Consider the following 21,929-nt stretch of genomic DNA (forward strand, 5'->3'; position numbering starts at 1 on the left):
AATCACACCTGCGGCAAGTATAATTAAGACAGATCACAACAACGACGACAACGGTAAGGAGCCGTGATGGCTGGTAACAGTATTGGACAGGTTTTTCGAGTAACAACATTTGGGGAATCTCATGGTATCGCGCTGGGTTGTATTGTTGACGGCGTACCGCCGGGCATCAGTCTGACCGAAGCAGACTTGCAACACGATCTCGACAGGCGTCGTCCGGGAACGTCCCGCTATACCACACAACGTCGTGAACCCGATCAGGTTAAGATCTTGTCTGGTGTGTTTGAAGGTGTCACCACCGGGACCAGTATTGGATTGCTGATTGAAAATACCGATCAGCGGTCACAGGACTACAGTGCTATCAAAGATGTCTTTCGTCCGGGTCATGCGGATTACACCTACGAGCAAAAATACGGTGTCCGTGACTACCGCGGGGGAGGCCGCTCTTCGGCGCGTGAAACCGCGATGCGTGTGGCCGCCGGGGCGATTGCCAAAAAATACCTCGAGCAGCAATTTGGTATTATTATTCGCGGTTGTATGACGCAAATGGGCGATATTCCCTTAGAGATTAAAGACTGGAATCAGGTAGAAACGAATCCCTTCTTCTGCCCGGACCCGGACAAAATCGACGCGCTTGATGAGCTGATCCGCGAGCTGAAAAAAGAAGGTGACTCGATCGGAGCAAAAATCACCGTTGTGGCTGACAATGTCCCGCCAGGACTGGGGGAGCCGGTTTTTGATCGCCTGGATGCTGATATTGCTCATGCCTTAATGAGCATTAACGCAGTTAAAGGCGTTGAAATCGGCGAAGGCTTTGCGGCTGTTAATTTACGTGGCAGTCAGAATCGCGATGAAATAACCCAGCAAGGCTTCCTCAGTAATCATGCAGGCGGTATTCTCGGCGGTATTAGCAGCGGCCAGCAAATTGTTGCTCATATGGCGCTGAAACCGACTTCCAGTATCACTGTTCCGGGAAAAACAATTAATCGTCAGGGCGAAGAAATAGAGATGATAACCCGAGGTCGTCACGATCCTTGCGTGGGGATCCGTGCGGTACCGATCGCCGAAGCGATGTTAGCCATTGTTCTGATGGATCATTTATTGCGTCAGCGCGCGCAGAACGCAGACGTTAATTGTCCTCTCCCACGCTGGAGAGGGAATGAATAAAATCCTGACCGGATTACTGGTGCTGGCCACCTGTGTTCAAGCCATGGCGGCAACGCCATGGCAGAAGATTGAACACCCGATTAACGGCAGCGCACAGTCGATTGGCGGCTTTTCAAATGGTTGTATTGTGGGCGCTCACGGCCTGCCGCTTGAGAACTCTCACTATCAAGTGATGCGCCCTGATCAACGCCGTTATTTTGGTCATCCAGATTTAGTGGCATTTATTCAGCGACTCAGCCAGCAGGCAGCCCAGCAAACAGGCGGAACCGTGCTGGTGGGGGATATGGGAATGCCAGCCGGAGGACGTTTTAGTTCCGGTCATGCCAGTCACCAGACCGGGCTGGATGTTGATATTTTCTTACAGTTGCCAAAAAAACGCTGGACCTCTGCGCAGTTACTGCGCCCTCAGGCCATTGATTTAGTGGCGGCTAATGGTAAACGAGTGGTGCCTGCCTTATGGAAGCCAGAGATTGCCAGTTTAATCAGAATGGCCGCCAAAGACCCGGAAGTGACGCGGATTTTTGTTAATCCGGCTATCAAGCAACAGCTGTGTCTGGATGCAGGCGCTGACCGCGACTGGTTACATAAAGTGCGTCCGTGGTTTGCTCATCGCGCCCATATGCATGTGCGTTTACGTTGCCCTGCCAACAGCTTTGAGTGCCAGGATCAGCAAGCCCCACCATCAGGTGATGGCTGCGGGGCGGAATTACAGAGCTGGTTTGCACCACCTGCTCCGGGAAGTTCACCTGCTAAACCGAGCACACCACCACCTTTACCGGCTTCCTGTCAGGCCTTACTGGATGAACACGTTTTATAACGGATAAATAATGGAATGGTTTCTTGTTTCCCCTACAATGCTGGGCGTGTTGTTTTTAGTCGCCATGCTGGCAGGGTTTATTGACGCTCTGGCAGGGGGCGGTGGACTGCTGACCGTGCCGGCGTTGCTTGCTGCGGGCATGTCACCTGCCGAGGCCCTGGCGACCAATAAACTCCAGGCTTGTGGGGGATCCATCTCTTCTTCAGTCTATTTTCTTCGTCGTAAAGCCGTCAGTCTTGCCGATCAGAAGCTCAATATTCTGATGACGTTTATTGGTTCGGTTAGCGGTGCGTTGCTGGTACAACATATTGAGTCTGACGTTTTGCGCCAGATCCTGCCTGTGCTGGTGATAGGTATCGGTCTTTACTTCCTGTTGATGCCCAAGCTCGGGGAAGAGGACAGGCACCGTCGCCTTCATGGCCTGCCGTTTGCACTGGTTGCGGGCGGTTGTGTCGGTTTTTATGATGGTTTCTTTGGTCCGGGAGCGGGGTCTTTTTATACTCTGGCGTTTGTGACCTTGTGTGGTTTTAACCTGGCGAAGTCAACAGCACATGCCAAAGTGCTGAATGCCACCTCGAATATTGGCGGGCTGTTGCTGTTTATGATTAGCGGCAAAGTGGTCTGGGGCATGGGCTTTGTGATGCTTTTTGGTCAAATCATTGGCGCGCGCCTTGGATCGCGCCTGGTACTGAGTAAAGGGCAGCAGTTGATCCGACCGATGATTGTTATCGTCTCTGCCATTATGAGCATGAAACTGCTCTATGACAGCCATGGAGCCGATATTCTTCGTTGGTTCGGTGTTGCCTGACTGGAAATAAATTATGAATAACACCCATCATTATCAGGAATTGATTGATATTTTTGATAACTGCTTCCTGGCTGAGTTTAATACTCGGTTGATTAAAGGTGATGACGAACCTATCTATCTGCCCGCAGATGATGAACATCCTTTTAACCGTATTGTTTTTGCCCATGGCTACTATGCCAGTGGTATGCATGAAATATCGCATTGGTGTATTGCCGGTGCTGAGCGACGTAAATTAGTCGATTTTGGTTACTGGTATTGCCCGGACGGGCGAGATGCCCAAACCCAAAGTCGGTTTGAAGATATGGAAGTCAAACCTCAGGCGCTGGAGTGGTTACTTTGTGTGGCGGCGGATTTCCCTTTCAATGTCAGTTGTGACAATTTAAGTGGTGACGTTGAACCCGATCGTATTGCGTTTCAGCGCAGGGTACATGGGCAGGTAATGCACTATCTTGAGCAAGGGATCCCGGCGCGTCCGGCGAAACTTATCCATGCGCTGAGAGAGTATTATCATGTTCCACCGCTGACCGCAGAGATGTTTCCCTGGCCTGAAGATCTCTAAGAGCCTGTCTGCTCTAAATTTCATCTAAATTATTCCTGATAATCTGTAAAGAGGAAGTAACATGCTCGCGGAGTTTGAGTCACACATTCTGGCGTCCATTGACGGTATGGTTGAACATGGCAGTGATGACGAGTTATTTGCTGGTGGTTATTTACGCGGCCACCTGACCTTGTCTGTCTCTGAGCTGGAATTCGGTGAAGATCACAGTCATGAGGCGCTTTATCGCCAGGTCAGTGAAAGTCTGGAAAAGGCGATCAATGCGGGTGAACTGTCACCCCGTGACCAGGTCCTGGTGCTTGAAATGTGGGAGCAGCTGTATTCCCAGGTTAAAGCTTTATAAGAGCCGTCCCGTTTCTGCCAGACAGGAACGGGATCATCCTTTATAAGGTGGAAGACTACCCATGGCGGGTAGTGACCAGCGCTTTTCCTTTCAGTAATTTTCTTATCCATAAGCGATTAGGATTCAGTGCCTCGAGGGTACGGGCATCCATCGGGATCGGTTCTTCACTCATTTGTGCCGCCAGAATCTCTGCGCTGAGTGGCGCACTGCACAACCCGCGTGAACCGAGCGCAGCGAGCATAAACAGGTTGCTATAGACTGGGGCAGGGGCTGCGCTGTCAGGCGCTTCGCCAAGCGTGGCATATTGTGCCAGAATCGCCTCATAGTCAGGTACATTGCCCACCATCGGCAGATGATCTCGCGTGGCACAGCGAACACCACACCTGGCCTGTGAGCCGGAAACATCAATGGTTTTCGGCCAGTCTGCGTCAGGCAGACAGTCAATCAGACGCTGACGATTGTGTTGCTGATCCTCCTGATTAAAGACCATCTCTTCCCGCCCACGATGATAGCTGGCACCGATACAGTGATGCTGATTTTCAGGATTGACCGGCGTGAGGTATCCGTCGTAACACAGTACCTGGCGTAATGCGCCCAGTGCAGGATTGGTTGGGATATGGCTGACCTGTCCCCCCACTGCATAGACCGGAAGTTCTTGAGTTTGCGAAAAATGGTTAATTTTATGGCCGTTTGCCAGTACCACCACTTGATGTTTACGGGAGGGCTGGCTGGCAAAAGTTAGCTGCCAGTCAGAACCACTTTGCGTCAGGTCGCTAACATCGTGGCCATAGAACACCTTGAGCCCCTGTTGCCGGGCGAATTCCAGAGTCAGGGCAGTGAGCTGGGCAGGATACAGCCAGCCGCCTTGTGGATAGGTAATGCCTGCACAGTCGGTAACCACGCCGCAGGTCTCGGCAATGGTCTTTGCATCAACTTCGAAGGCGACAGAGGGGGGTAAATTTAGATTCAGCATTTGCGCTATTTTATGCGCACTTTTTTCGTCCCAGGCCAGCTGTGTAACTCCGCACCAGTCATGATCAAAACTGACGGGCAGGCTGTCGTAGAGACGGCGGGCGAAGGTGAAAGCCGCCGGGAAAAACTGTGCCAGAGCGGGATCGTGAGCACTTAACAGTGGATAGAGAGCTCCCTGGCGATTACCTGAAGCCCCCTGTGCCGGTGCATCGTCTGCGCAGTATAATGTCACTTCCCAGCCTCGACGTAATAATGCGAGTGCCAGCAACGCGCTGGCTACGCCTCCGCCAATCAGGGCAACTTCACGCTGCTGGCTACCTGAACGTGCATACCATGGGGTACGTAAGTTTTGTGGCGCAGAAACCGTCATTTCGCCTACCAGCATGGAGCGTTTAAGGCCAAAACCTTTTCTTTTTTCCATATTGAACCCGGCTTCCAGCAAACCGCGGCGAACAAAACCGGCTGCGGTAAAAGTGGCGAGTGTACAGCCGGGGCGGGCGGTTCGTGCCATCATTTGAAACAGTTCCGGGGTCCACATATCCGGATTTTTTGCTGGCGCAAAACCATCAAGGAACCAGGCATCTACTTTCTGATTAAGCTGATCGTCCAGCATGGGGCCCAGCTCATTAATATCTCCCAGCCATAGGTCCAGCGTCACGCGACCGTTAGCCAGTAGTAGACGATGGCAGCCCGCGATAGCATCGGGCCACTGTTGCTGCAGTTCTGCTGCATAAGGAGCCAGAGTCGGCCAGTGCTGCTGGGCCTGAGCTAAGTCAGCCACCGTCAGAGGAAATTTTTCAAAACTGATAAAATGGAGTCGTTTTAGCGTTGATTCGGGTTGTTTCTCGAGAAACTCATCAAATATCTGCCATAAGGCCAGAAAATTCAGTCCGGTACCAAAACCACTTTCTGCAACCACGAATAAAGGCAAACGGTGACTGACAAACCGTTCCGGTAGCTTATTGCCCCCAAGAAAGACATAACGCGTCTCCTCCAGCCCGCTATCGTTAGAGAAATAGATATCATCAAAATCTCGAGATACAGGTGTACCTTCTTCATTGAAACCAAGATTGGCGGGCTGTATTGGGGCGTATTTCACGTAAGTTGCTCGTCTGACGGGTGGAATAAGAATAATAGCGGCCGATGTAAAGCGGCGCAAATTTCTGAATAATCTGGCTGATCGGACTTGTTCGGCGTACAACTGTACGCTATTGTGCAGGTCGAAATCCTACATACTTAAGCAGTGAAAGAGGTATTTGAATGAAACGTGCAGTGATTACTGGCCTGGGCATTGTATCCAGCATCGGTAATAACCAGCAGGAAGTCCTGGCATCTTTGCGTGAAGGACGCTCAGGGATTACCTTCTCTCAAGAGTTGAAAGACTCTGGCATGCGCAGTCATGTGTGGGGGAATGTTAAATTGGACACAACCGGTCTCATCGATCGCAAAGTTGTGCGTTTCATGAGTGATGCATCTATCTATGCTTACTTATCTATGGAGCAGGCTATCCAAGATGCGGGCTTAAGCGCTGAAACTTATCAGAACAATCCGCGTGTTGGTCTGATTGCCGGTTCTGGTGGAGGTTCTCCACGTTTCCAGGTGTTTGGTGCTGATGCTATGCGTAGCCCTCGCGGCCTGAAAGCCGTGGGTCCTTATGTCGTGACAAAAGCGATGGGTTCCGGTGTTTCTGCTTGCCTGGCTACGCCATTTAAAATCCACGGTGTGAACTATTCCATCAGTTCTGCCTGCGCCACCTCTTCCCACTGTATCGGTAATGCCGTTGAGCAGATCCAGCTGGGTAAACAAGACATCGTATTTGCTGGTGGCGGCGAAGAGCTGTGCTGGGAAATGGCGTGTGAGTTTGATGCTATGGGCGCTTTATCGACCAAGTACAATGACTCCCCAGAAAAAGCTTCCCGTACCTATGATGCAAACCGTGACGGTTTCGTTATCGCGGGTGGTGGTGGCATGGTGGTGGTTGAAGAACTGGAGCACGCTCTGGCTCGTGGCGCTCACATCTATGCAGAAATCGTCGGTTATGGCGCGACTTCAGACGGTGCTGACATGGTGGCTCCATCAGGTGAAGGTGCGGCACGTTGCATGAAAATGGCAATGCAGGGTGTTGATACCCCGATTGACTATCTAAACACTCACGGCACTTCTACCCCTGTTGGTGACGTTAAAGAGCTGGGTGCAATTCGCGAAGTCTTTGGCGATGCCTCACCTTCAATGTCTGCGACTAAAGCGATGACCGGTCACTCTCTGGGTGCCGCAGGCGTTCAGGAAGCTATCTACAGCTTACTGATGCTGGAACATGGTTTTATCGCGCCAAGCATCAATATTGAAGAACTTGATGAGCAGGCTGCAGGACTGAATATCGTGACTAAAGCAACTGATGCACCGCTGAAAACCGTAATGTCTAACAGCTTTGGTTTCGGTGGCACCAACGCCACTCTGGTAATGCGTAAACTTGACGCATAATCATCGCTAAGTGAATCAGTATCAGGGTGCCTGAATTAACGGCACCCTTTTTTATGCTCCAGTCCGTTTTATTCCTCATGGTATGGCATTGTTTCCCTTTACAAAAAATTGACACTTTGTTCAGACCCGGGCACTGTTCGCCTTCCTCATTATCATATTTGATAATGCGTAAGCGTTTAACGTAAACCAACGCACCTTTAATCTGATCGTTCAGAAGAGGGGGCGTGGTCTTTTCCCGCCTGACTCTGCTTAAATGGAGTAGGTTGTATGCCTGTTGAATCCGATTCCCACCTGAAATCGTCGAAATCATCCAGCGTCTTGCTTTTTCGCATCGCGTTTAGCGTATTTATTGTCTTCCTGACCGTTGGGCTGCCTCTGCCGGTCATTCCACTGTTTGTCCATAATGAACTTGGCTATGGTAATACCATGGTCGGTATTGCGGTTGGCATTCAGTTTTTAGCTACTGTATTAACCCGAGGTTATGCCGGACGCCTGGCCGATCAGTTCGGCGCAAAGCGTTCCGTTATGCAAGGTATGTTTGCCTGCGGTCTGGCTGGGGGCGCTTATCTGCTGGCTGCATTATTGCCGGTGGGCCCTGAAGCCAAATTTGGCATATTAATAATAGGTCGTTTGATCCTTGGATTCGGTGAAAGCCAGTTACTGACTGGTAGCTTAACCTGGGGGCTGGGATTAGTCGGACCAGATCGTTCAGGAAAAGTGATGTCGTGGAACGGGATTGCGATTTATGGTGCGCTGGCCGTTGGTGCCCCTTTAGGTTTGATGCTAAACAACCAGTGGGGCTTTGTGGCTCTTGGTGTAACAACCTTATTGTTACCAGTGTTTGCCTTATTCTTTAACGTCACTGTCAGGTCCGTTCCGGCTCATAAAGGGTCGCGGCCTTCTCTGTTCGCTGTGATAGGACTTATCTGGCAGCCGGGAGTGGGGCTGGCCCTGCAAGGCGTTGGTTTTGCGGTTATCGGGACTTTTGTTTCGCTCTATTTTGCCGCGAATAATTGGGCCTATGCAGGACTGACATTAACCGCATTTGGCGGTGCTTTTGTGCTGGTACGTATCTTGTTTGGCTGGATGCCTGATAGTTATGGCGGTGTCAAAGTCGCGATTTTTTCACTGCTGATTGAAACTATCGGACTGGTATTACTCTGGCAGGCCCCCGGTGCAGGTACAGCATTACTCGGTGCGGCATTAACCGGTTGTGGCTGTTCTTTGATTTTTCCGGCTCTTGGGGTTGAAGTCGTGAAACGCGTTCCCCCTCAAGTGCGTGGCACTGCCCTGGGAGGCTACGCGGCATTCCAGGATATTTCATACGGTTTCAGTGGCCCGGTAACCGGAATTCTCGCGACAGTGTATGGCTACTCTTCGGTCTTTTTAGCCGCCGCCATTGCGGCATTACTGGGGGGGCTTGTTACCCTGTTATGCTTCAGGAAATAACATTTATCCCCGCATTAAGCGGGGATTTTCCTAAAAAACTATCCATAACGCTAAAATAGCAACCACCAGGGCTATAATGGCTATTGAGCTACGGGTACTGATATTTTGAATCGATTCTATAGCACCAGCCCAAAAGGGGCTGATGATCGGTTTGATATCTCTGACTTCAATAACGCCAGGCTGACGTTCGGTGCGGTTAAGCAGGATTTGCGTTAAAAGATCCTGAACTTGAAGTGGCGTGAGAAGGGTCTGGGGTGTTGCCTGAAAACGCTGCTGACTATAATCCGCTATCCATTCACGTTCCTGTTCAGTCAAGGGGGGATTCAATGCTGTCTGAACGCTCTCCAGGGTGGGGGCAGGGTGCTGGCTGAGGATATGTTGGGCCTGTAAAAAATTCGACAGGGGAGCAAACAGTTTGCCTGGAATTGGTTCTCCTGGTTTCAGACTGACCTGTTCCAGCAAATTCTGCCAAATTTGTTTACCCGATTCCCCGGTTGATGTTGCCAGCTTACTCACCAGATGATTAAGAATATTTTTCTCCACAGGTTGAAGCGGACGCTCGAGCGCGGTTGGTTCCTGGAAAGGCACAGCCTGATGCGGTGGCAGGGCTGAGCCCGGTTGATTATTTTGCAATAGCACCAGCACCGTTTTTAGCTGGGCTGGCGTTAACTGACTCAGCGCGGTCTGACCAAACTGTTGGCGAATAAAATCGCTGACAACCTGACGGTTATTACTCTGCGGGAGTAATGCTGTTAATTGCTGAATCGTCTGACGGGTAGCTTGTGTATTTTGTACTTGGGTTAAGCGTTGATTCAGATTTTGTTCAGCAGCAGGAAAGTGCTTTGAGAGCAGGGGAGCATCCCCCTTTAACTTTAAGTCATGTTTGAGCCCCGCCCAGATGTCGGTGGGTTGTTGCTGATTTAAGGCGACAATACGCGTGATTAAGCGCTCAAGTAACGTACGTTGCACTGCCGAAAGCGGTAATTCGCCCGCTGATTTTATCGGGGACGGAGGTTCCCCCGGGGGGCGTGGTGTAGCGTTCTGGATGGGTTGCATTATCCATTAATCCTTAAACTGACTTTTCAGACGACAAAACATTACCATTCAGACCATTGTCCGGAGGCAAGATTATGGCACACTATTCAGCCTTATCTTGACGATTAACAGACAGGTAATCACGTGAAGATCCTCGTTGATGAAAATATGCCCTATGCTCATGATTTATTCAGTCGTTTGGGCGAGGTTAAACGGGTTCCCGGACGACCGATCCCAATGACAGAACTGAGTGATGCAGATGCGCTGATGGTTCGCTCAGTCACGAAAGTCAATCGCAGCTTGCTGGAAGGAAAACCGGTTAAATTTGTCGGCACTGCGACTGCGGGTACCGATCATATTGATGAAGACTATTTACACCAGTCCGGTATCGCTTTTTCCGCTGCACCAGGCTGTAATGCGATTGCGGTGGTGGAATATGTCTTTTCTGCTCTGCTGATGCTTGCCGAGCGTGATGGTTTTACTCTGACGGATCGCACAGTCGGTATTATCGGTGTCGGTAATGTGGGTTCTCGCCTGCAGGCCCGGCTCAATGCCTGGGGTGTTAAAACCTTACTCTGCGATCCACCGCGAGCCGATCGTGGCGACAATGAAACCTTCCATTCACTCGAATCATTGATTCAGAATGCGGACATTCTGACTTTCCACACGCCGTTATATCTTGATGGTCCTTACAAGACATTGCACCTGGCTTCTGGGGAGCTTATCCGTCGATTAAAACCCGGTACGATTTTGATTAATGCCTGTCGGGGAGAAGTGGTAGACAATGACGCTTTGCTGCGCTGTCTGGCCCAGGGACAACAACTCAGTACGGTACTTGATGTCTGGGAGCCGGAACCGGATCTTAATGTTGAGTTACTGAAACAGGTCGATATCGGTACCGCCCATATCGCAGGCTATACTCTGGAAGGTAAAGCGCGCGGGACGACTCAGGTATTTGAAGCCTTCAGTCAGTTTATCGGCCAGCCACAACAAATCCCCCTGGATACTCTGTTGCCGGCGGCGGATATTGGCGCTATTTCGTTAACAGGAACATTGGATCAAGCGATACTCAAAAGACTGGTCCATCTGGTGTATGATGTGCGCCGCGATGATGCTCTGCTACGCAGCGTAGCCGGGATGGCGGGTGAATTTGATAAGCTCAGAAAGCACTATGCTGAGCGTCGGGAGTGGTCATCGCTCTGTATAGCATGTAGTGATGGGAATACTGCGACCCTGCTGCAAGCATTAGGTTTTAATGCGTTTCATCAGCTTCAAAGTTAAGCGCTGTCTTCTTGCCCCCGGAGTGATGACTTTGGGGAGCTGTATTTATTCTGGAGTAAATCAACATGTCTGAAGGCTGGAATATTGCCATTTTAGGTGCTACCGGTGCCGTTGGCTCTGCGTTGCTTGAACTGCTGGCTGAACGCCAGTTCCCGGTCGGTGAGTTATACGCCCTGGCACGCAGTGAAAGCGCGGGTGAGAGTCTGCGTTATGAAGGTAAAACCATTAAGGTTCAGGATGCCGCAGAATTTGACTGGACCCAGGCTCAGCTGGCTTTTTTTGTCGCCGGTGCACAAGCCTCAGCCGACTATGTTGAAGATGCAACCAATGCCGGTTGTCTGGTTATCGACTCCAGCGGCTTATTTGCCATGGAGCCTGATGTGCCGCTCGTGGTTCCGGATGTGAATCCTTTTGTCCTCAGCGAGTACCGTAATCGCTATCTGGTGGCGGTTGCCGGAAGCCTGACCAGTCAGTTATTGAATGCTTTGAAACCGCTGATTGAAGCGGGTGGTCTGTCACGTATTCAAGTAACCAACTTACTGTCAGTTTCGGCTGAGGGCAAAGCGGCAGTTGACGCTTTAGCCGGGCAAAGTGCGCGCTTGCTCAACGGTATTCCGGTTGAGGAAGAGGATTACTTTGGTCGCCAGCTGGCTTTCAACTTGTTACCCAAGGTACCCGATGCGGAAGGGAGTGTAAGCGAAGAGCGCCGTTTGGTTAACGAAGTGCGTAAAGTACTGCAGGATGAAGGATTACCGGTTTCGGCCAGTATGATCCGCTCCCCGGTATTCTACGGTCATGCGCAAATGGTGAGTTTTGAGGCTCTGCGCCCACTGGCTGAAGAAGAGGCTCGTGATGCCTTTGTTCAGGCTGAGGATATTGAACTTTCTGAGGCAAGTGAGTTTCCGACCCAAGTGGCGGATGCTTCAGGGCAGGTTCAGCTCTCTGTGGGATGTGTGCAGAATGACTATGGTATACCGTCTCAGATTCAGTTCTGGTCAGTGGCCGATAATGTGCGCTTTGGTGGAGCATTGATGGCGATAAAAACGGCAGAAAAACTGATCCAGGAGTATATGTACTGATGTCCGATGTGCTAAGCGACCGTCCGCCGTATAAAATTGCACTTGGCATTGAGTACGACGGCAGTAAATATTACGGCTGGCAGCGTCAGAACGAAGTGCGTAGCGTGCAGGAAAAGCTGGAAAAAGCCCTTTCACAGGTTGCCAATGAACCGGTGACGGTATTTTGTGCGGGGCGTACTGACGCCGGGGTGCATGCTACCGGACAGGTGGTGCATTTTGAAACCCACGCAGAGCGGAAAGATGCCGCCTGGACAATGGGTGTTAATACCAATTTACCGGGTGATATTGCCGTACGCTGGGTAAAGCATGTGGATCAGGAATTTCATGCCCGCTTTAGTGCAACGGCTCGTCGCTATCGCTATGTGATTTTTAACCACCGCTTACGTCCTGCCATTTTGCAGCAGGGTGTGACCCATTATCATTTACCGCTGGATGCAGACAGAATGCACCGTGCTGCCCAGAGTCTGTTAGGGGAAAATGATTTTACTTCATTCCGTGCGGTGCAGTGTCAGTCACGTACGCCATGGCGTAACCTGTCACACATTACGGTAACGCGTTTTGGTGCTTTTATCGTGGTGGAAATTAAAGCCAACGCTTTTGTGCATCATATGGTGCGCAATATTGTCGGTAGTTTGATGGAAATTGGTTGCGGCCATCAGGATGAAACCTGGATGGCTGAATTGCTGGCGGTGAAAGATCGCACTAAAGCAGCGGCAACGGCGAAAGCCGAAGGGCTGTATCTGGTGTCGGTGGATTATCCGGAACGTTTTGCCTTGCCACAGCTACCCGCTGGGCCTCTTTTTTTAGCTGACTAATTTAAGCCTGGAATCAACCCGATGATGGATTTTATTTATCTTGTTATAGATTTTATTTTACATATCGATGCACATTTAGCCGAGTTAGTCGCAGAATACGGTGTTTGGGTTTACGCAATATTATTCCTGATCCTATTCTGTGAAACGGGACTTATCGTCACGCCGTTTTTGCCTGGGGACTCGTTACTCTTTGTTGCCGGTGCCATTGCGGCATTGCCGACTAATGATTTGAATGTACACTTGATGGTTGTCGTGATGATAACGGCTGCTATCATCGGGGATGCGGTCAATTACACGATTGGTCGATTATTTGGTGAACGATTATTCAGTAATCCGAATTCAAAAATCTTCCGTCGCAGCTATCTTGATAAAACCCATGCATTTTACGAGCGTCATGGCGGAAAAACGATTATCCTTGCGCGTTTCGTGCCAATAGTGCGAACCTTTGCGCCTTTTGTCGCCGGTATGGGGCACATGAGCTATCGTCGTTTTGCATTCTATAACGTGACAGGCGCATTTATCTGGGTTTTACTGTTCACTTATGCGGGTTATCTGTTTGGAAACTTGCCGGTGATACAGGAAAACCTGAAACTCTTGATTGTCGGAATTATTGTGTTGTCGATTATGCCTGGAATAATTGAAATTATTCGCCATAAACGCGCAGCCGCTAAGCAATCAAAATCGTAGATGACAGCGGTTCGAACACTTTTTTATCCAAAGTCTCGTGCCGTTGTGTTTTAATGAATCCCATTTATGGTCTGAGGCAGAGTGCTGCCTTAGAAAAACTGGCATCGACCAGGTGCGAGCAGAAGGTCATCAATGAGCTGGATTGAACGAATTCTTAATAAAAGTAACATTACTCCAACCCGTAGAGCGAACATCCCTGAAGGGGTGTGGACCAAGTGCGATAGCTGTGGGCAGGTGTTATACCGTGCTGAGCTGGAGCGCAATCTTGGTGTCTGCCCTAAGTGTGACCACCATATGCGTATGGCGTCCAGGGCTCGCCTTGCCAGCCTGTTCGATCAAGGCTCAATGGTGGAGCTGGGTAGTGAGCTTGAGCCAAAAGATGCGCTGAAGTTCAAGGACTCGAAAAAATATAAAGACAGGCTGCTTTCCGCGCAGAAAGAAACCGGTGAAAAAGACGCGCTGGTTGCCATGAAAGGTACCTTGTATGACATGCCTGTCGTCGCAGTTGCCTTTGAATTTGCCTTTATGGGCGGTTCAATGGGCTCTGTTGTCGGGGCGCGTTTTGTTCGTGCTGCTGAGCAAGCGTTGGAAGACAACTGCCCGCTGATCTGTTTTTCTGCCTCGGGCGGTGCGCGCATGCAGGAAGCGCTGATGTCACTGATGCAGATGGCAAAAACCAGTGCTGCACTGGCAAAAATGCAAGAGCAGGGTCTGCCTTATATTTCCGTGTTAACTGACCCGACTATGGGTGGTGTTTCGGCCAGTTTTGCTATGCTGGGTGACCTGAATATTGCAGAACCTAAAGCATTAATTGGTTTTGCCGGTCCGCGTGTTATTGAGCAAACAGTCAGAGAAAAATTACCGCCGGGCTTCCAGCGTAGTGAGTTCCTGATTGAAAAGGGCGCTATCGATATGATAATCCGCCGCCCTGAAATGCGTCACAAACTGGGCTGCTTGCTGGCTAAGTTTATGAATCTGCCAGCGCCTAATCCTGAAGCGCCGCGTGAGCCTATAGAGGTTCCGCCAGAGCCGGTTCAGGGTCCAGAGGCCTGATTGAATACAAGGGCAGGCCTTCGGGTTCTGCCCTTTTTCTTGAATCCTTCCTGGTGGTATTCATAGGGACAGGCTACCGAACAGTAATTGAATATCTTCAGGGAATTGAATTAAAGCGCTTATCATGGAAAAACATCCGGTTCCTCAGGCTGCGTCGTCTTTAGCGACATGGCTTCACTATCTCGAAAATCTTCACTTTACAGCGATTGAGCTGGGTCTTTCCCGGGTACATAAAGTCGCTGCTGCGATGAATGTCTTAAAGCCCGCGCCAACGGTTTTCACTGTGGCGGGAACCAATGGTAAAGGAACAACCTGCCGGGTACTTGAAACGGCACTGATGGCAGCAGGATTTAAGGTCGGTGTTTATAGCTCACCTCATCTGGTGCGTTATACGGAACGCGTGCGTATTCAGGGTAAAGAGATCCCAGAAACCAGCCATACAGCCTCTTTTGCGGTGATAGAAGCTGCCCGCGAAGACACGTCACTAACCTATTTCGAGTTCGGTACTCTTTCTGCCTTATGGTTATTTAAGCAACATGAAGTGGATGTTGTGATACTGGAAGTTGGATTAGGCGGACGACTGGATGCGACGAATATTGTCGATGCAGATGTGGCCATCATTACCAGTATTGCACTTGATCATACTGACTGGTTGGGGCCGGACAGGGAAAGTATTGGTCGAGAGAAAGCCGGTGTGTTCAGAGAAGGAAAGCCCGCGATAGTGGGTGAACCTGATATGCCGCAATCAATCGCGGATGTTGCCGCTGAAAAAGGGGCGGATTTATTACGCCGGGGTGTGGACTGGGACTATCAGTTAACCGGGGCGCACTGGATCTTCCGTGATGCTCAGGGGGAGTTATCCGGATTACCGCTTCCTCTGGTCCCTCAGCCTAATGCTGCTACTGCGCTTGCCGCTTTACGCGCCAGTCGATTAGCGGTAAGTGAAGATGCACTACGTATTGCTCTTGAGCAGGCGACATTACCCGGGCGTTTTCAGATAGTTTCTGAGTCACCTCGTGTTATTCTGGACGTCGCTCATAACCCACATGCGGCGAGTTACCTGGCCGGGCGGCTGGCAGCACTTCCCAAACAGGGGCGCGTATTTGCCGTTATCGGTATGCTGCATGATAAAGATATTGCGGGTACGCTAGACTGTTTAGTACCTGTAGTCGATAGCTGGTATTGCGCGCCTCTGGAAGGGGCACGCGGTGCCAGCGCTGAACTGCTGGTGCAACATTTGGGGCAGGGGCGTCAATTTAATCATGTGGTTGAAGCATGGCTCGCGGCGCTGGCTGAAGCCGAAGCAGAAGATACCATCTTGGTCTGTGGTTCGTTTCACACAGTAGCCCACGTAATGGAAGAACTGGATACGAGGAAAACGGGTGGCGAGTAAGTTTCAAAATCGATTAGTAGGTACCATTATTCTGGTTGCTCTGGGCGTCATTGTGCTGCCCGGGCTGCTTGACGGGCAAAAAAAGTATTATCAGGATGAGTTTGCCGCGATCCCGTTAGTGCCAAAACCCGGCGATAGCGATGAGCCAGATATGCTGCCGCAAGTGAATCAGGCGTTGCCAACACAGCCACCGGAGGGGGCTGGTGCTGAAGTTCTGGCGGGGAGCTCGACCCCTTCTGGTTTAAGAGACGCGGTGATGCAACCTGAGCTGGCAGTCGCAAACAATGATGTGCCTGTTTCCCGTGAACGTCCTAAACCGGTTGAAAAACCTCAGCCGAAACCGGTTGAAAATAGAACTGAAGCGCGCGTTGCTGAACCGGTTGCGAAACCTGAATCTGTGGCGGAAAAACCACCGACCGGACAGGCGTTTGTGGTGCAGGTAGGGGCATTAAAAAATGCCGATAAAGTGAATGAGATTGTCGCTAAATTGCGCCTTGCAGGCTATAAGGCGTATACCCTGCCATCAACACCAGTACAGAATTCAGTGACTCGTATTATGGTGGGGCCGGATGCCTCTAAAGAAAAACTGAATTCTTCTCTGAATGAGCTTAAATCGCTTACCGGTTTACCGGGCGCTTATGTGATGAGATATACACCTTAAGTCAGCGTTTACGTACTCGATACGTGGTGTTTTTGGAATGGCGTTGAGGCTTTTTTCAACGCCATTATTTATTTATGTAGGGGAAGGAAATCCCTACGCAAACGTTTTCTTTTTCTGTTAGAATGCGCCCGAACCGGATGTCAGGGCGATTTATCGCGAGAATATTTCATGGTCTGGATAGATTACGCCATTATTGCAGTTATCGGTTTCTCTTGCCTGGTAAGTGTCGTTCGTGGCTTCGTCAGGGAAGCGTTATCGCTAGTAACGTGGGGATGTGCATTCTTCGTTGCCAGTCATTATTATCCTTATCTGTCAGTCTGGTTCACTGGCTTTGAAGATGAACTGATACGAAATGGAATAGCTATTGCGCTATTGTTTATTACGACGCTTATCGTCGGTGCCATAGTGAATTATGTCATTAGTGCACTGGTAGAAAAAACCGGCCTGTCGGGTACAGACAGGGTGTTAGGAATCTGTTTTGGTGCGTTACGTGGGGTATTGATCGTCTCCGCCATTCTGTTCTTTCTTGACTCATTTACCGGCTTTTCGAAAAGCGAAGAGTGGCAGCAGTCGCAGCTTATCCCACAATTCAGTTTTATCATCAGGTGGTTTTTTGATTACCTGCAAGGCTCGTCAAGTTTCTTACCCCGCTAATCGTAGCGTGGGAGTTGTGGCTTAATGAGGAAAAGACAACATGTGCGGTATTGTTGGTATCGCCGGGTTTACACCGGTCAACCAGTCTATTTATGACGCCTTAACGGTGCTTCAGCATCGTGGCCAGGATGCCGCAGGCATCGTCACCATTGATTCCTTAAATTGCTTCCGACTGCGTAAAGCAAACGGTTTGGTGAGCGATGTATTTGAAGCCCGTCACATGCAGCGCCTGCAGGGGAATATGGGGATAGGCCATGTACGCTATCCGACAGCCGGTAGCTCCAGTGCTTCAGAAGCCCAGCCTTTTTATGTTAACTCTCCTTACGGCATTACGCTTGCGCACAATGGTAACTTAACCAATGCTCACGAGCTGCGTCAGAAGCTATTTGAAGAGAAGCGTCGTCATATCAATACGACCTCAGATTCTGAAATTCTGCTGAACATCTTTGCCAGTGAACTTGACAACTATCGTCATTACCCGCTGGAAGCGGACAATATCTTTTCTGCGGTGGCGGCAACTAACCGACAAATCCGCGGTGCCTATGCCTGTGTCGCGATGATAATCGGTCATGGTATGGTGGCTTTCCGTGACGCACACGGCATTCGTCCTCTGGTTATCGGCAAGCGTGACCTTGATGACGGCCGTACTGAGTATATGGTCGCTTCTGAAAGCGTTGCTTTAAACACGCTAGGCTTTGACTTCCTGCGTGATATTGCCCCTGGTGAAGCCGTTTACATCACCGAAAAAGGTGAGCTGTTTAGCCGCCTGTGTGCAGATAACCCTGTCAGCAATCCTTGCCTGTTTGAGTATGTCTATTTTGCCCGCCCGGACTCGTTTATTGACAAAATTTCTGTCTATAGCGCCCGTGTGGAAATGGGGAAAAAATTGGGGGCCAAAATAGCGCGTGAGTGGGAAGACCTGGATATCGATGTTGTTATCCCAATCCCGGAAACCTCCTGTGATATTGCCCTGGAAATTGCCCATATTCTGAATAAACCTTATCGCCAGGGCTTTGTGAAGAACCGCTACGTTGGCCGTACTTTTATTATGCCAGGCCAGCAGTTACGCCGTAAATCTGTACGCCGTAAGCTGAATGCTAACCGTGCTGAATTCCGTGATAAGAATGTTCTGCTGGTGGATGATTCTATTGTACGTGGAACAACATCTGAGCAAATTATTGATATGGCGCGTGAAGCCGGGGCTAAAAAAGTCTACCTGGTTTCGGCTGCACCGGAGATTCGTTTCCCTAACGTCTACGGTATTGATATGCCAAGTGCCAACGAATTGATTGCTCATGGTCGTGAAGTGGATGAAATTCGTCAGATAATCGGTGCTGATGGCCTGTTATTCCAGGATCTGGATGACCTTATCGACGCCGTTCGTCAGGAAAACCCGGATATCACAGAGTTCGAGTGTTCGGTATTTAATGGTGTTTACGTCACGAAAGATGTGGATCATAAATACCTCGAATATCTTGAGTCATTACGTAATGACGATTCTCAGGCTGTAGCGCGCCAGAATGAAGTCGAAAATTTGGAAATGCATAACGAAGGTTAATTGTTATGTGGTTTCACTCAGACCCACAGTGCGATCGCTGTGGGTTTTTTGATGCTGAAAGGGCAGAGCGTCAAGCAAATATGGCGGGCTATTCTCACCAGTAAATCATATTCACCGCTATTCCACGCGACTCTCCGATGAGTGGGTTCAGTCGGGAGAAGGTCCACGTTCCAGAAAGCCAGACAGGGCAATGTAACTGCGAACTGAACGTACGCCTTCCACACACTGTATTTCCATCAAAAAATTTTCCAGCGATTCCGTATCCGCAGCGCGTACCTTAATCAGAACACATCCATCACCAGCAACGGTATGCAGTTCCTCAACTTCTTTTCTGCTGGTGAACTGAAGCAGGGCTCGGGTTGCGGCATAACTACTCGTATCGATAACCAGAAACGTTAACAATGTTCTTCCGAGTTTACAGCCATCCAGAAATTGGTCATGGATCGCGCTACTCATGCAGGTGCACCAACAATGGCTGCTTCGGTAAATATTGGCATGTTTAATCTGGGGAATGCACTAGGTGCCTGGGTTGGCGGGGCGACCATTGCTGCAGGATTGGGTCTGGTTTCGCCAAACTGGGCAGGCGCTATTCTCTCCTTTATTGCTTTGGGGCTGGCTTTCCTTGCCTGGCAAAGTGCCAGAAGGGAATATATCCTGTCGTCAGAAACAGGCTGAAAATATCTATTATTTTAGCTGCGGGATATGGCAGGCTTACCCGTGGAGGGAGGATGTCAGCATTGGAGAGTCTGCATTGTGGAACTACTATTACTGCGTCATGGTAAGCCTGAGATTGAAAGCGTAACCACTATCAGAGCCGCTGCGATGAACGCCTGGATAAAAGACTATGATGCGGCAGGCATCACGGATGCACCCGATGCTTCAGTCGTCGCAGCCTGTCAGAAGCATTTTGTTGTTACCAGTCCGATGCCACGGGCGCTGGAGTCCGTAACGGCGCTTGGGCTGAAACCCTATATGATAATAGCGGCGCTCTGTGAAGCGCCGTTGCCTGCTTTTAACCTCCCGTTGCTTAAGTTAACCCCTCTTACTTGGGCTACCCTGTACCGTCTGTTCTGGATGGCGGGAGTCAGCGGTGACGTGGAGAGTTTTACCTCAGTGAAAAAAAGAGCGGCGTCCGTTGCTGATGAGCTTGCTAATCTGACAGAAGCACATGGGCGGGTACTCAGTGTCGGGCATGGCTTTATGAACATGCTGATTGCCAGAGAGCTACAAAAGGCTGGCTGGAAACAGCAAAATCCCAGAGAGTCAGGATACTGGGCGGGTATGGCGCTGGTACGGTGAGCGCGTAATGCGCGTCAACGAGCCAAAGGCAAGCAACACGCAGCCTCTTTAAATGTCATAGATATTGAATGTTGCATTAGTCTTTAGCAGCCAACCCATAGATAATGGCTTTTCAGCACAAAAGCTGCGTCAGGAATATCAACTTCACCATTAAGCTATGGGTTGACAGAAGGTAATACATGAAACGATTGATTGTCGGTATGTCCGGGGCCAGCGGCGCTATTTATGGCGTCCGTTTACTTGAAGTGCTACAGCAATTGCCCGATGTCGAAAGCCATCTGGTGATGAGCCATGCTGCGCGTCAGACCCTTGCACTGGAAACCGATTATTCGCTACGCGATGTACAGGCTCTGGCAGATGTAGTGCATGACTCGCGCGATATTGCGGCCAGTATTTCTTCAGGCTCCTTTAGAACCGCGGGCATGGCGGTTCTGCCTTGTTCGATAAAAACCTTATCCGGTATTGTTAACAGTTATACCGATGGCTTGTTAACCCGGGCTGCGGATGTGGTGCTGAAAGAACGCCGCCCCTTAGTTCTGGCTGTGCGTGAAACACCGCTTCATTTGGGGCACTTACGTCTGATGACCCAGGCTGCTGAACTGGGAGCGATTATCATGCCACCAGTACCTGCTTTTTATCATCGTCCGCAGTCGATTAACGAAATCATTGATCAGACCATTAATCGCATTCTCGATCAGTTTGATATCGAACTTCCTTGTGATCTGTTTACGCGCTGGAACGGTGCGTAAACCTGCTGCCCTGATATAGCGCACCAGAACAGGGCATCGACTTCTCGGAGAATTGTGCTCTGACTGACAATTTTGAAAGATTTAATCCCTCATTTACCCGGATACTCTTTTTCCCTGCCAGTGAAAGCTGCTATCTTTCATTTTGATAGCACTTGCGCAACCATCTTATAACAAAAAGGATATTTTCCTGGTGCGCGAGGAGTGTTGGCATGAAAACTGCAAATTTCTGCTAAAGCACTATCACACAACAACACGCCACTTATAAGAAGCCAAACCTGAGGTATTGTATGAAGAAATCGGTAATTGCTCTGTCCTTGTTGCTCGGTCTTTCCGGCTCCTTTAGTGTTTTTGCCCAAGGGCAAACGCTGCGTCTGGGAACGGATACGACTTACGCGCCGTTTTCATCCAAAGATGCAAAAGGAGAATTCATTGGCTTTGATATTGACCTGGGCGACGAGCTTTGTAAGCGTATTGACGCTAAATGTACTTGGGTCGCCAGCGACTTTGACGCGCTGATCCCGTCCCTGAAAGCGAAAAAAATTGACGCGATTATCTCTTCTCTCTCTATCACTGATAAACGTAAGCAAGAAATTCTGTTCTCAGAAAAACTTTATGCTGCTAATCCACGCCTGATTGCGGCAAAAGGCTCAACGTTACAACCGACCCTGGAGTCACTGAAAGGCAAGCACGTTGGCGTATTACAAGGCTCAACTCAGGAAGCTTATGCTAATGCTGAATGGCGTACCAAAGGCATTGATGTTATCGCCTATGCTAACCAGGATTTGATCTACGCAGACTTAGCAGCGGGTCGTCTGGATGCGGCTTTGCAAGATGAAGTTGCCGCCAGTGAAGGTTTCTTAAAGCAACCGGCAGGTGCAGAATTTATTTTTGCCGGTCCGGCAGTTGATGACGTGCGTTATTTTGGTGTCGGTACCGGCATCGGATTGCGTAAAAATGATACTGAATTAAAAGCGTCGCTGGATAAAGCGCTGGCAGAAATGCGTGCAGACGGTACTTACGACAAATTAGCGAGCAAGTACTTTGATTTTAATGTTTACGGTAATTAAGGTTATCC

General features: G+C 49.9%; 22 protein-coding genes and 1 pseudogene. 20 read left to right on the plus strand and 3 right to left on the minus strand.

All coding sequences use genetic code 11. The annotated features are described in order from the left end of the window. Nucleotides 1-66 precede the first annotated feature (66 nt). From aroC to Q1A40_RS13730, 5 genes are all read left to right on the plus strand, one after another. Complete coding sequence (gene aroC / locus Q1A40_RS13710) at nt 67-1,164, plus strand: chorismate synthase (protein WP_300000969.1); 1,098 nt, start codon at nt 67-69, stop codon at nt 1,162-1,164. Continuing rightward, nucleotides 1,157-1,981 (plus strand): penicillin-insensitive murein endopeptidase, encoded by an 825-nt coding sequence (gene mepA, locus Q1A40_RS13715; RefSeq protein WP_300000971.1) that lies wholly within the window; start codon nt 1,157-1,159, stop codon nt 1,979-1,981. The genes aroC and mepA overlap by 8 nt, the downstream gene beginning before the upstream one ends. 10 nt (nt 1,982-1,991) lie before the next feature. Next, nucleotides 1,992-2,789, plus strand: a complete 798-nt coding sequence (locus tag Q1A40_RS13720) for a sulfite exporter TauE/SafE family protein (RefSeq protein ID WP_300000973.1) — start codon at nt 1,992-1,994, stop codon at nt 2,787-2,789. A 13-nt stretch (nt 2,790-2,802) separates the two neighbouring features. Continuing rightward, on the plus strand, nt 2,803-3,348 hold the full coding sequence (locus tag Q1A40_RS13725; protein WP_300000975.1) for an elongation factor P hydroxylase: 546 nt from the start codon (nt 2,803-2,805) through the stop codon (nt 3,346-3,348). A 61-nt stretch (nt 3,349-3,409) separates the two neighbouring features. Next, nucleotides 3,410-3,688: a YfcL family protein gene (locus Q1A40_RS13730; RefSeq protein ID WP_300000977.1), complete on the plus strand. Its 279-nt coding sequence runs from the start codon at nt 3,410-3,412 to the stop codon at nt 3,686-3,688. A 55-nt stretch (nt 3,689-3,743) separates the two neighbouring features. Here Q1A40_RS13730 and mnmC read toward each other — a convergent pair whose 3' ends face one another. Further along, nucleotides 3,744-5,759 (minus strand): bifunctional tRNA (5-methylaminomethyl-2-thiouridine)(34)-methyltransferase MnmD/FAD-dependent 5-carboxymethylaminomethyl-2-thiouridine(34) oxidoreductase MnmC, encoded by a 2,016-nt coding sequence (mnmC, locus tag Q1A40_RS13735; protein ID WP_300000979.1) that lies wholly within the window; start codon nt 5,757-5,759, stop codon nt 3,744-3,746. A gap of 161 nt (nt 5,760-5,920) precedes the next feature. On the opposite strand from mnmC, the gene fabB reads away from it, so the two are divergent. Both fabB and Q1A40_RS13745 read left to right on the plus strand, forming a co-directional pair. After that, the gene (gene fabB / locus Q1A40_RS13740) at nt 5,921-7,141 is read left to right on the plus strand and encodes a beta-ketoacyl-ACP synthase I (RefSeq protein WP_300000981.1); all 1,221 of its coding nucleotides are present in this window, start codon (nt 5,921-5,923) and stop codon (nt 7,139-7,141) included. A gap of 267 nt (nt 7,142-7,408) precedes the next feature. Further along, nucleotides 7,409-8,590, plus strand: coding sequence for an MFS transporter (locus Q1A40_RS13745; RefSeq protein WP_300000983.1), 1,182 nt, complete (start codon nt 7,409-7,411; stop codon nt 8,588-8,590). 30 nt (nt 8,591-8,620) lie between these two features. Here Q1A40_RS13745 and flk read toward each other — a convergent pair whose 3' ends face one another. Continuing rightward, nucleotides 8,621-9,646, minus strand: coding sequence for a flagella biosynthesis regulator Flk (gene flk, locus Q1A40_RS13750; protein ID WP_300000985.1), 1,026 nt, complete (start codon nt 9,644-9,646; stop codon nt 8,621-8,623). A gap of 123 nt (nt 9,647-9,769) precedes the next feature. On the opposite strand from flk, the gene pdxB reads away from it, so the two are divergent. The 9 genes from pdxB (at nt 9,770) to purF (ending at nt 18,806) form a co-directional block, all read left to right on the plus strand. Continuing rightward, on the plus strand, nt 9,770-10,906 hold the full coding sequence (gene pdxB / locus Q1A40_RS13755; protein WP_300000987.1) for a 4-phosphoerythronate dehydrogenase PdxB: 1,137 nt from the start codon (nt 9,770-9,772) through the stop codon (nt 10,904-10,906). A 65-nt stretch (nt 10,907-10,971) separates the two neighbouring features. Then, entirely contained in the window at nt 10,972-11,985 is a 1,014-nt protein-coding gene (locus Q1A40_RS13760; protein WP_300000988.1) for an aspartate-semialdehyde dehydrogenase, read from the plus strand. Beyond that, nucleotides 11,985-12,800: a tRNA pseudouridine(38-40) synthase TruA gene (truA, locus tag Q1A40_RS13765; RefSeq protein WP_300000989.1), complete on the plus strand. Its 816-nt coding sequence runs from the start codon at nt 11,985-11,987 to the stop codon at nt 12,798-12,800. The genes Q1A40_RS13760 and truA overlap by 1 nt, the downstream gene beginning before the upstream one ends. A 24-nt stretch (nt 12,801-12,824) precedes the next feature. Beyond that, on the plus strand, nt 12,825-13,487 hold the full coding sequence (locus Q1A40_RS13770) for a DedA family protein (RefSeq protein ID WP_300001076.1): 663 nt from the start codon (nt 12,825-12,827) through the stop codon (nt 13,485-13,487). Nucleotides 13,488-13,619: 132 nt separating this feature from the next. Beyond that, complete coding sequence (gene accD / locus Q1A40_RS13775; RefSeq protein ID WP_300000990.1) at nt 13,620-14,540, plus strand: acetyl-CoA carboxylase, carboxyltransferase subunit beta; 921 nt, start codon at nt 13,620-13,622, stop codon at nt 14,538-14,540. A 124-nt stretch (nt 14,541-14,664) separates the two neighbouring features. Beyond that, the gene (folC, locus tag Q1A40_RS13780) at nt 14,665-15,933 is read left to right on the plus strand and encodes a bifunctional tetrahydrofolate synthase/dihydrofolate synthase (protein WP_300000991.1); all 1,269 of its coding nucleotides are present in this window, start codon (nt 14,665-14,667) and stop codon (nt 15,931-15,933) included. Then, entirely contained in the window at nt 15,923-16,594 is a 672-nt protein-coding gene (gene dedD, locus Q1A40_RS13785; protein ID WP_300000992.1) for a cell division protein DedD, read from the plus strand. Before folC ends, dedD begins: the two co-directional genes overlap by 11 nt. Before the next feature lie 168 nt (nt 16,595-16,762). Continuing rightward, complete coding sequence (gene cvpA / locus Q1A40_RS13790; protein ID WP_259049255.1) at nt 16,763-17,248, plus strand: colicin V production protein; 486 nt, start codon at nt 16,763-16,765, stop codon at nt 17,246-17,248. A gap of 40 nt (nt 17,249-17,288) precedes the next feature. Then, complete coding sequence (gene purF, locus Q1A40_RS13795) at nt 17,289-18,806, plus strand: amidophosphoribosyltransferase (RefSeq protein WP_300000993.1); 1,518 nt, start codon at nt 17,289-17,291, stop codon at nt 18,804-18,806. 147 nt (nt 18,807-18,953) lie between these two features. Here the strand turns inward: purF and Q1A40_RS13800 are convergent, their stop codons facing one another. After that, nucleotides 18,954-19,262 carry an Lrp/AsnC ligand binding domain-containing protein gene (locus tag Q1A40_RS13800; protein ID WP_300000994.1) on the minus strand — a complete coding sequence of 103 codons (309 nt, stop codon included), beginning with the start codon at nt 19,260-19,262 and terminating at the stop codon, nt 18,954-18,956. Here Q1A40_RS13800 and Q1A40_RS13805 point away from each other — a divergent pair. The 4 genes and pseudogenes from Q1A40_RS13805 to argT form a co-directional block, all read left to right on the plus strand. Next, nucleotides 19,224-19,481 (plus strand): annotated as a pseudogene (locus Q1A40_RS13805) (MFS transporter); the annotation flags it as partial. The gene Q1A40_RS13800 and the pseudogene Q1A40_RS13805 sit on opposite strands and share 39 nt — an antisense overlap. Before the next feature lie 78 nt (nt 19,482-19,559). After that, nucleotides 19,560-20,105, plus strand: coding sequence for a histidine phosphatase family protein (locus Q1A40_RS13810; protein WP_300000998.1), 546 nt, complete (start codon nt 19,560-19,562; stop codon nt 20,103-20,105). Nucleotides 20,106-20,284: 179 nt separating this feature from the next. After that, the gene (locus Q1A40_RS13815) at nt 20,285-20,854 is read left to right on the plus strand and encodes a UbiX family flavin prenyltransferase (protein WP_300001000.1); all 570 of its coding nucleotides are present in this window, start codon (nt 20,285-20,287) and stop codon (nt 20,852-20,854) included. Nucleotides 20,855-21,141: 287 nt separating this feature from the next. Continuing rightward, entirely contained in the window at nt 21,142-21,921 is a 780-nt protein-coding gene (gene argT, locus Q1A40_RS13820) for a lysine/arginine/ornithine ABC transporter substrate-binding protein ArgT (protein ID WP_300001002.1), read from the plus strand. Nucleotides 21,922-21,929: the final 8 nt, after the last annotated feature.

Origin of the sequence: uncultured Cedecea sp. (genome assembly GCF_947498825.1) — a bacterium.
GTDB lineage: Bacteria > Pseudomonadota > Gammaproteobacteria > Enterobacterales > Enterobacteriaceae > JGM124.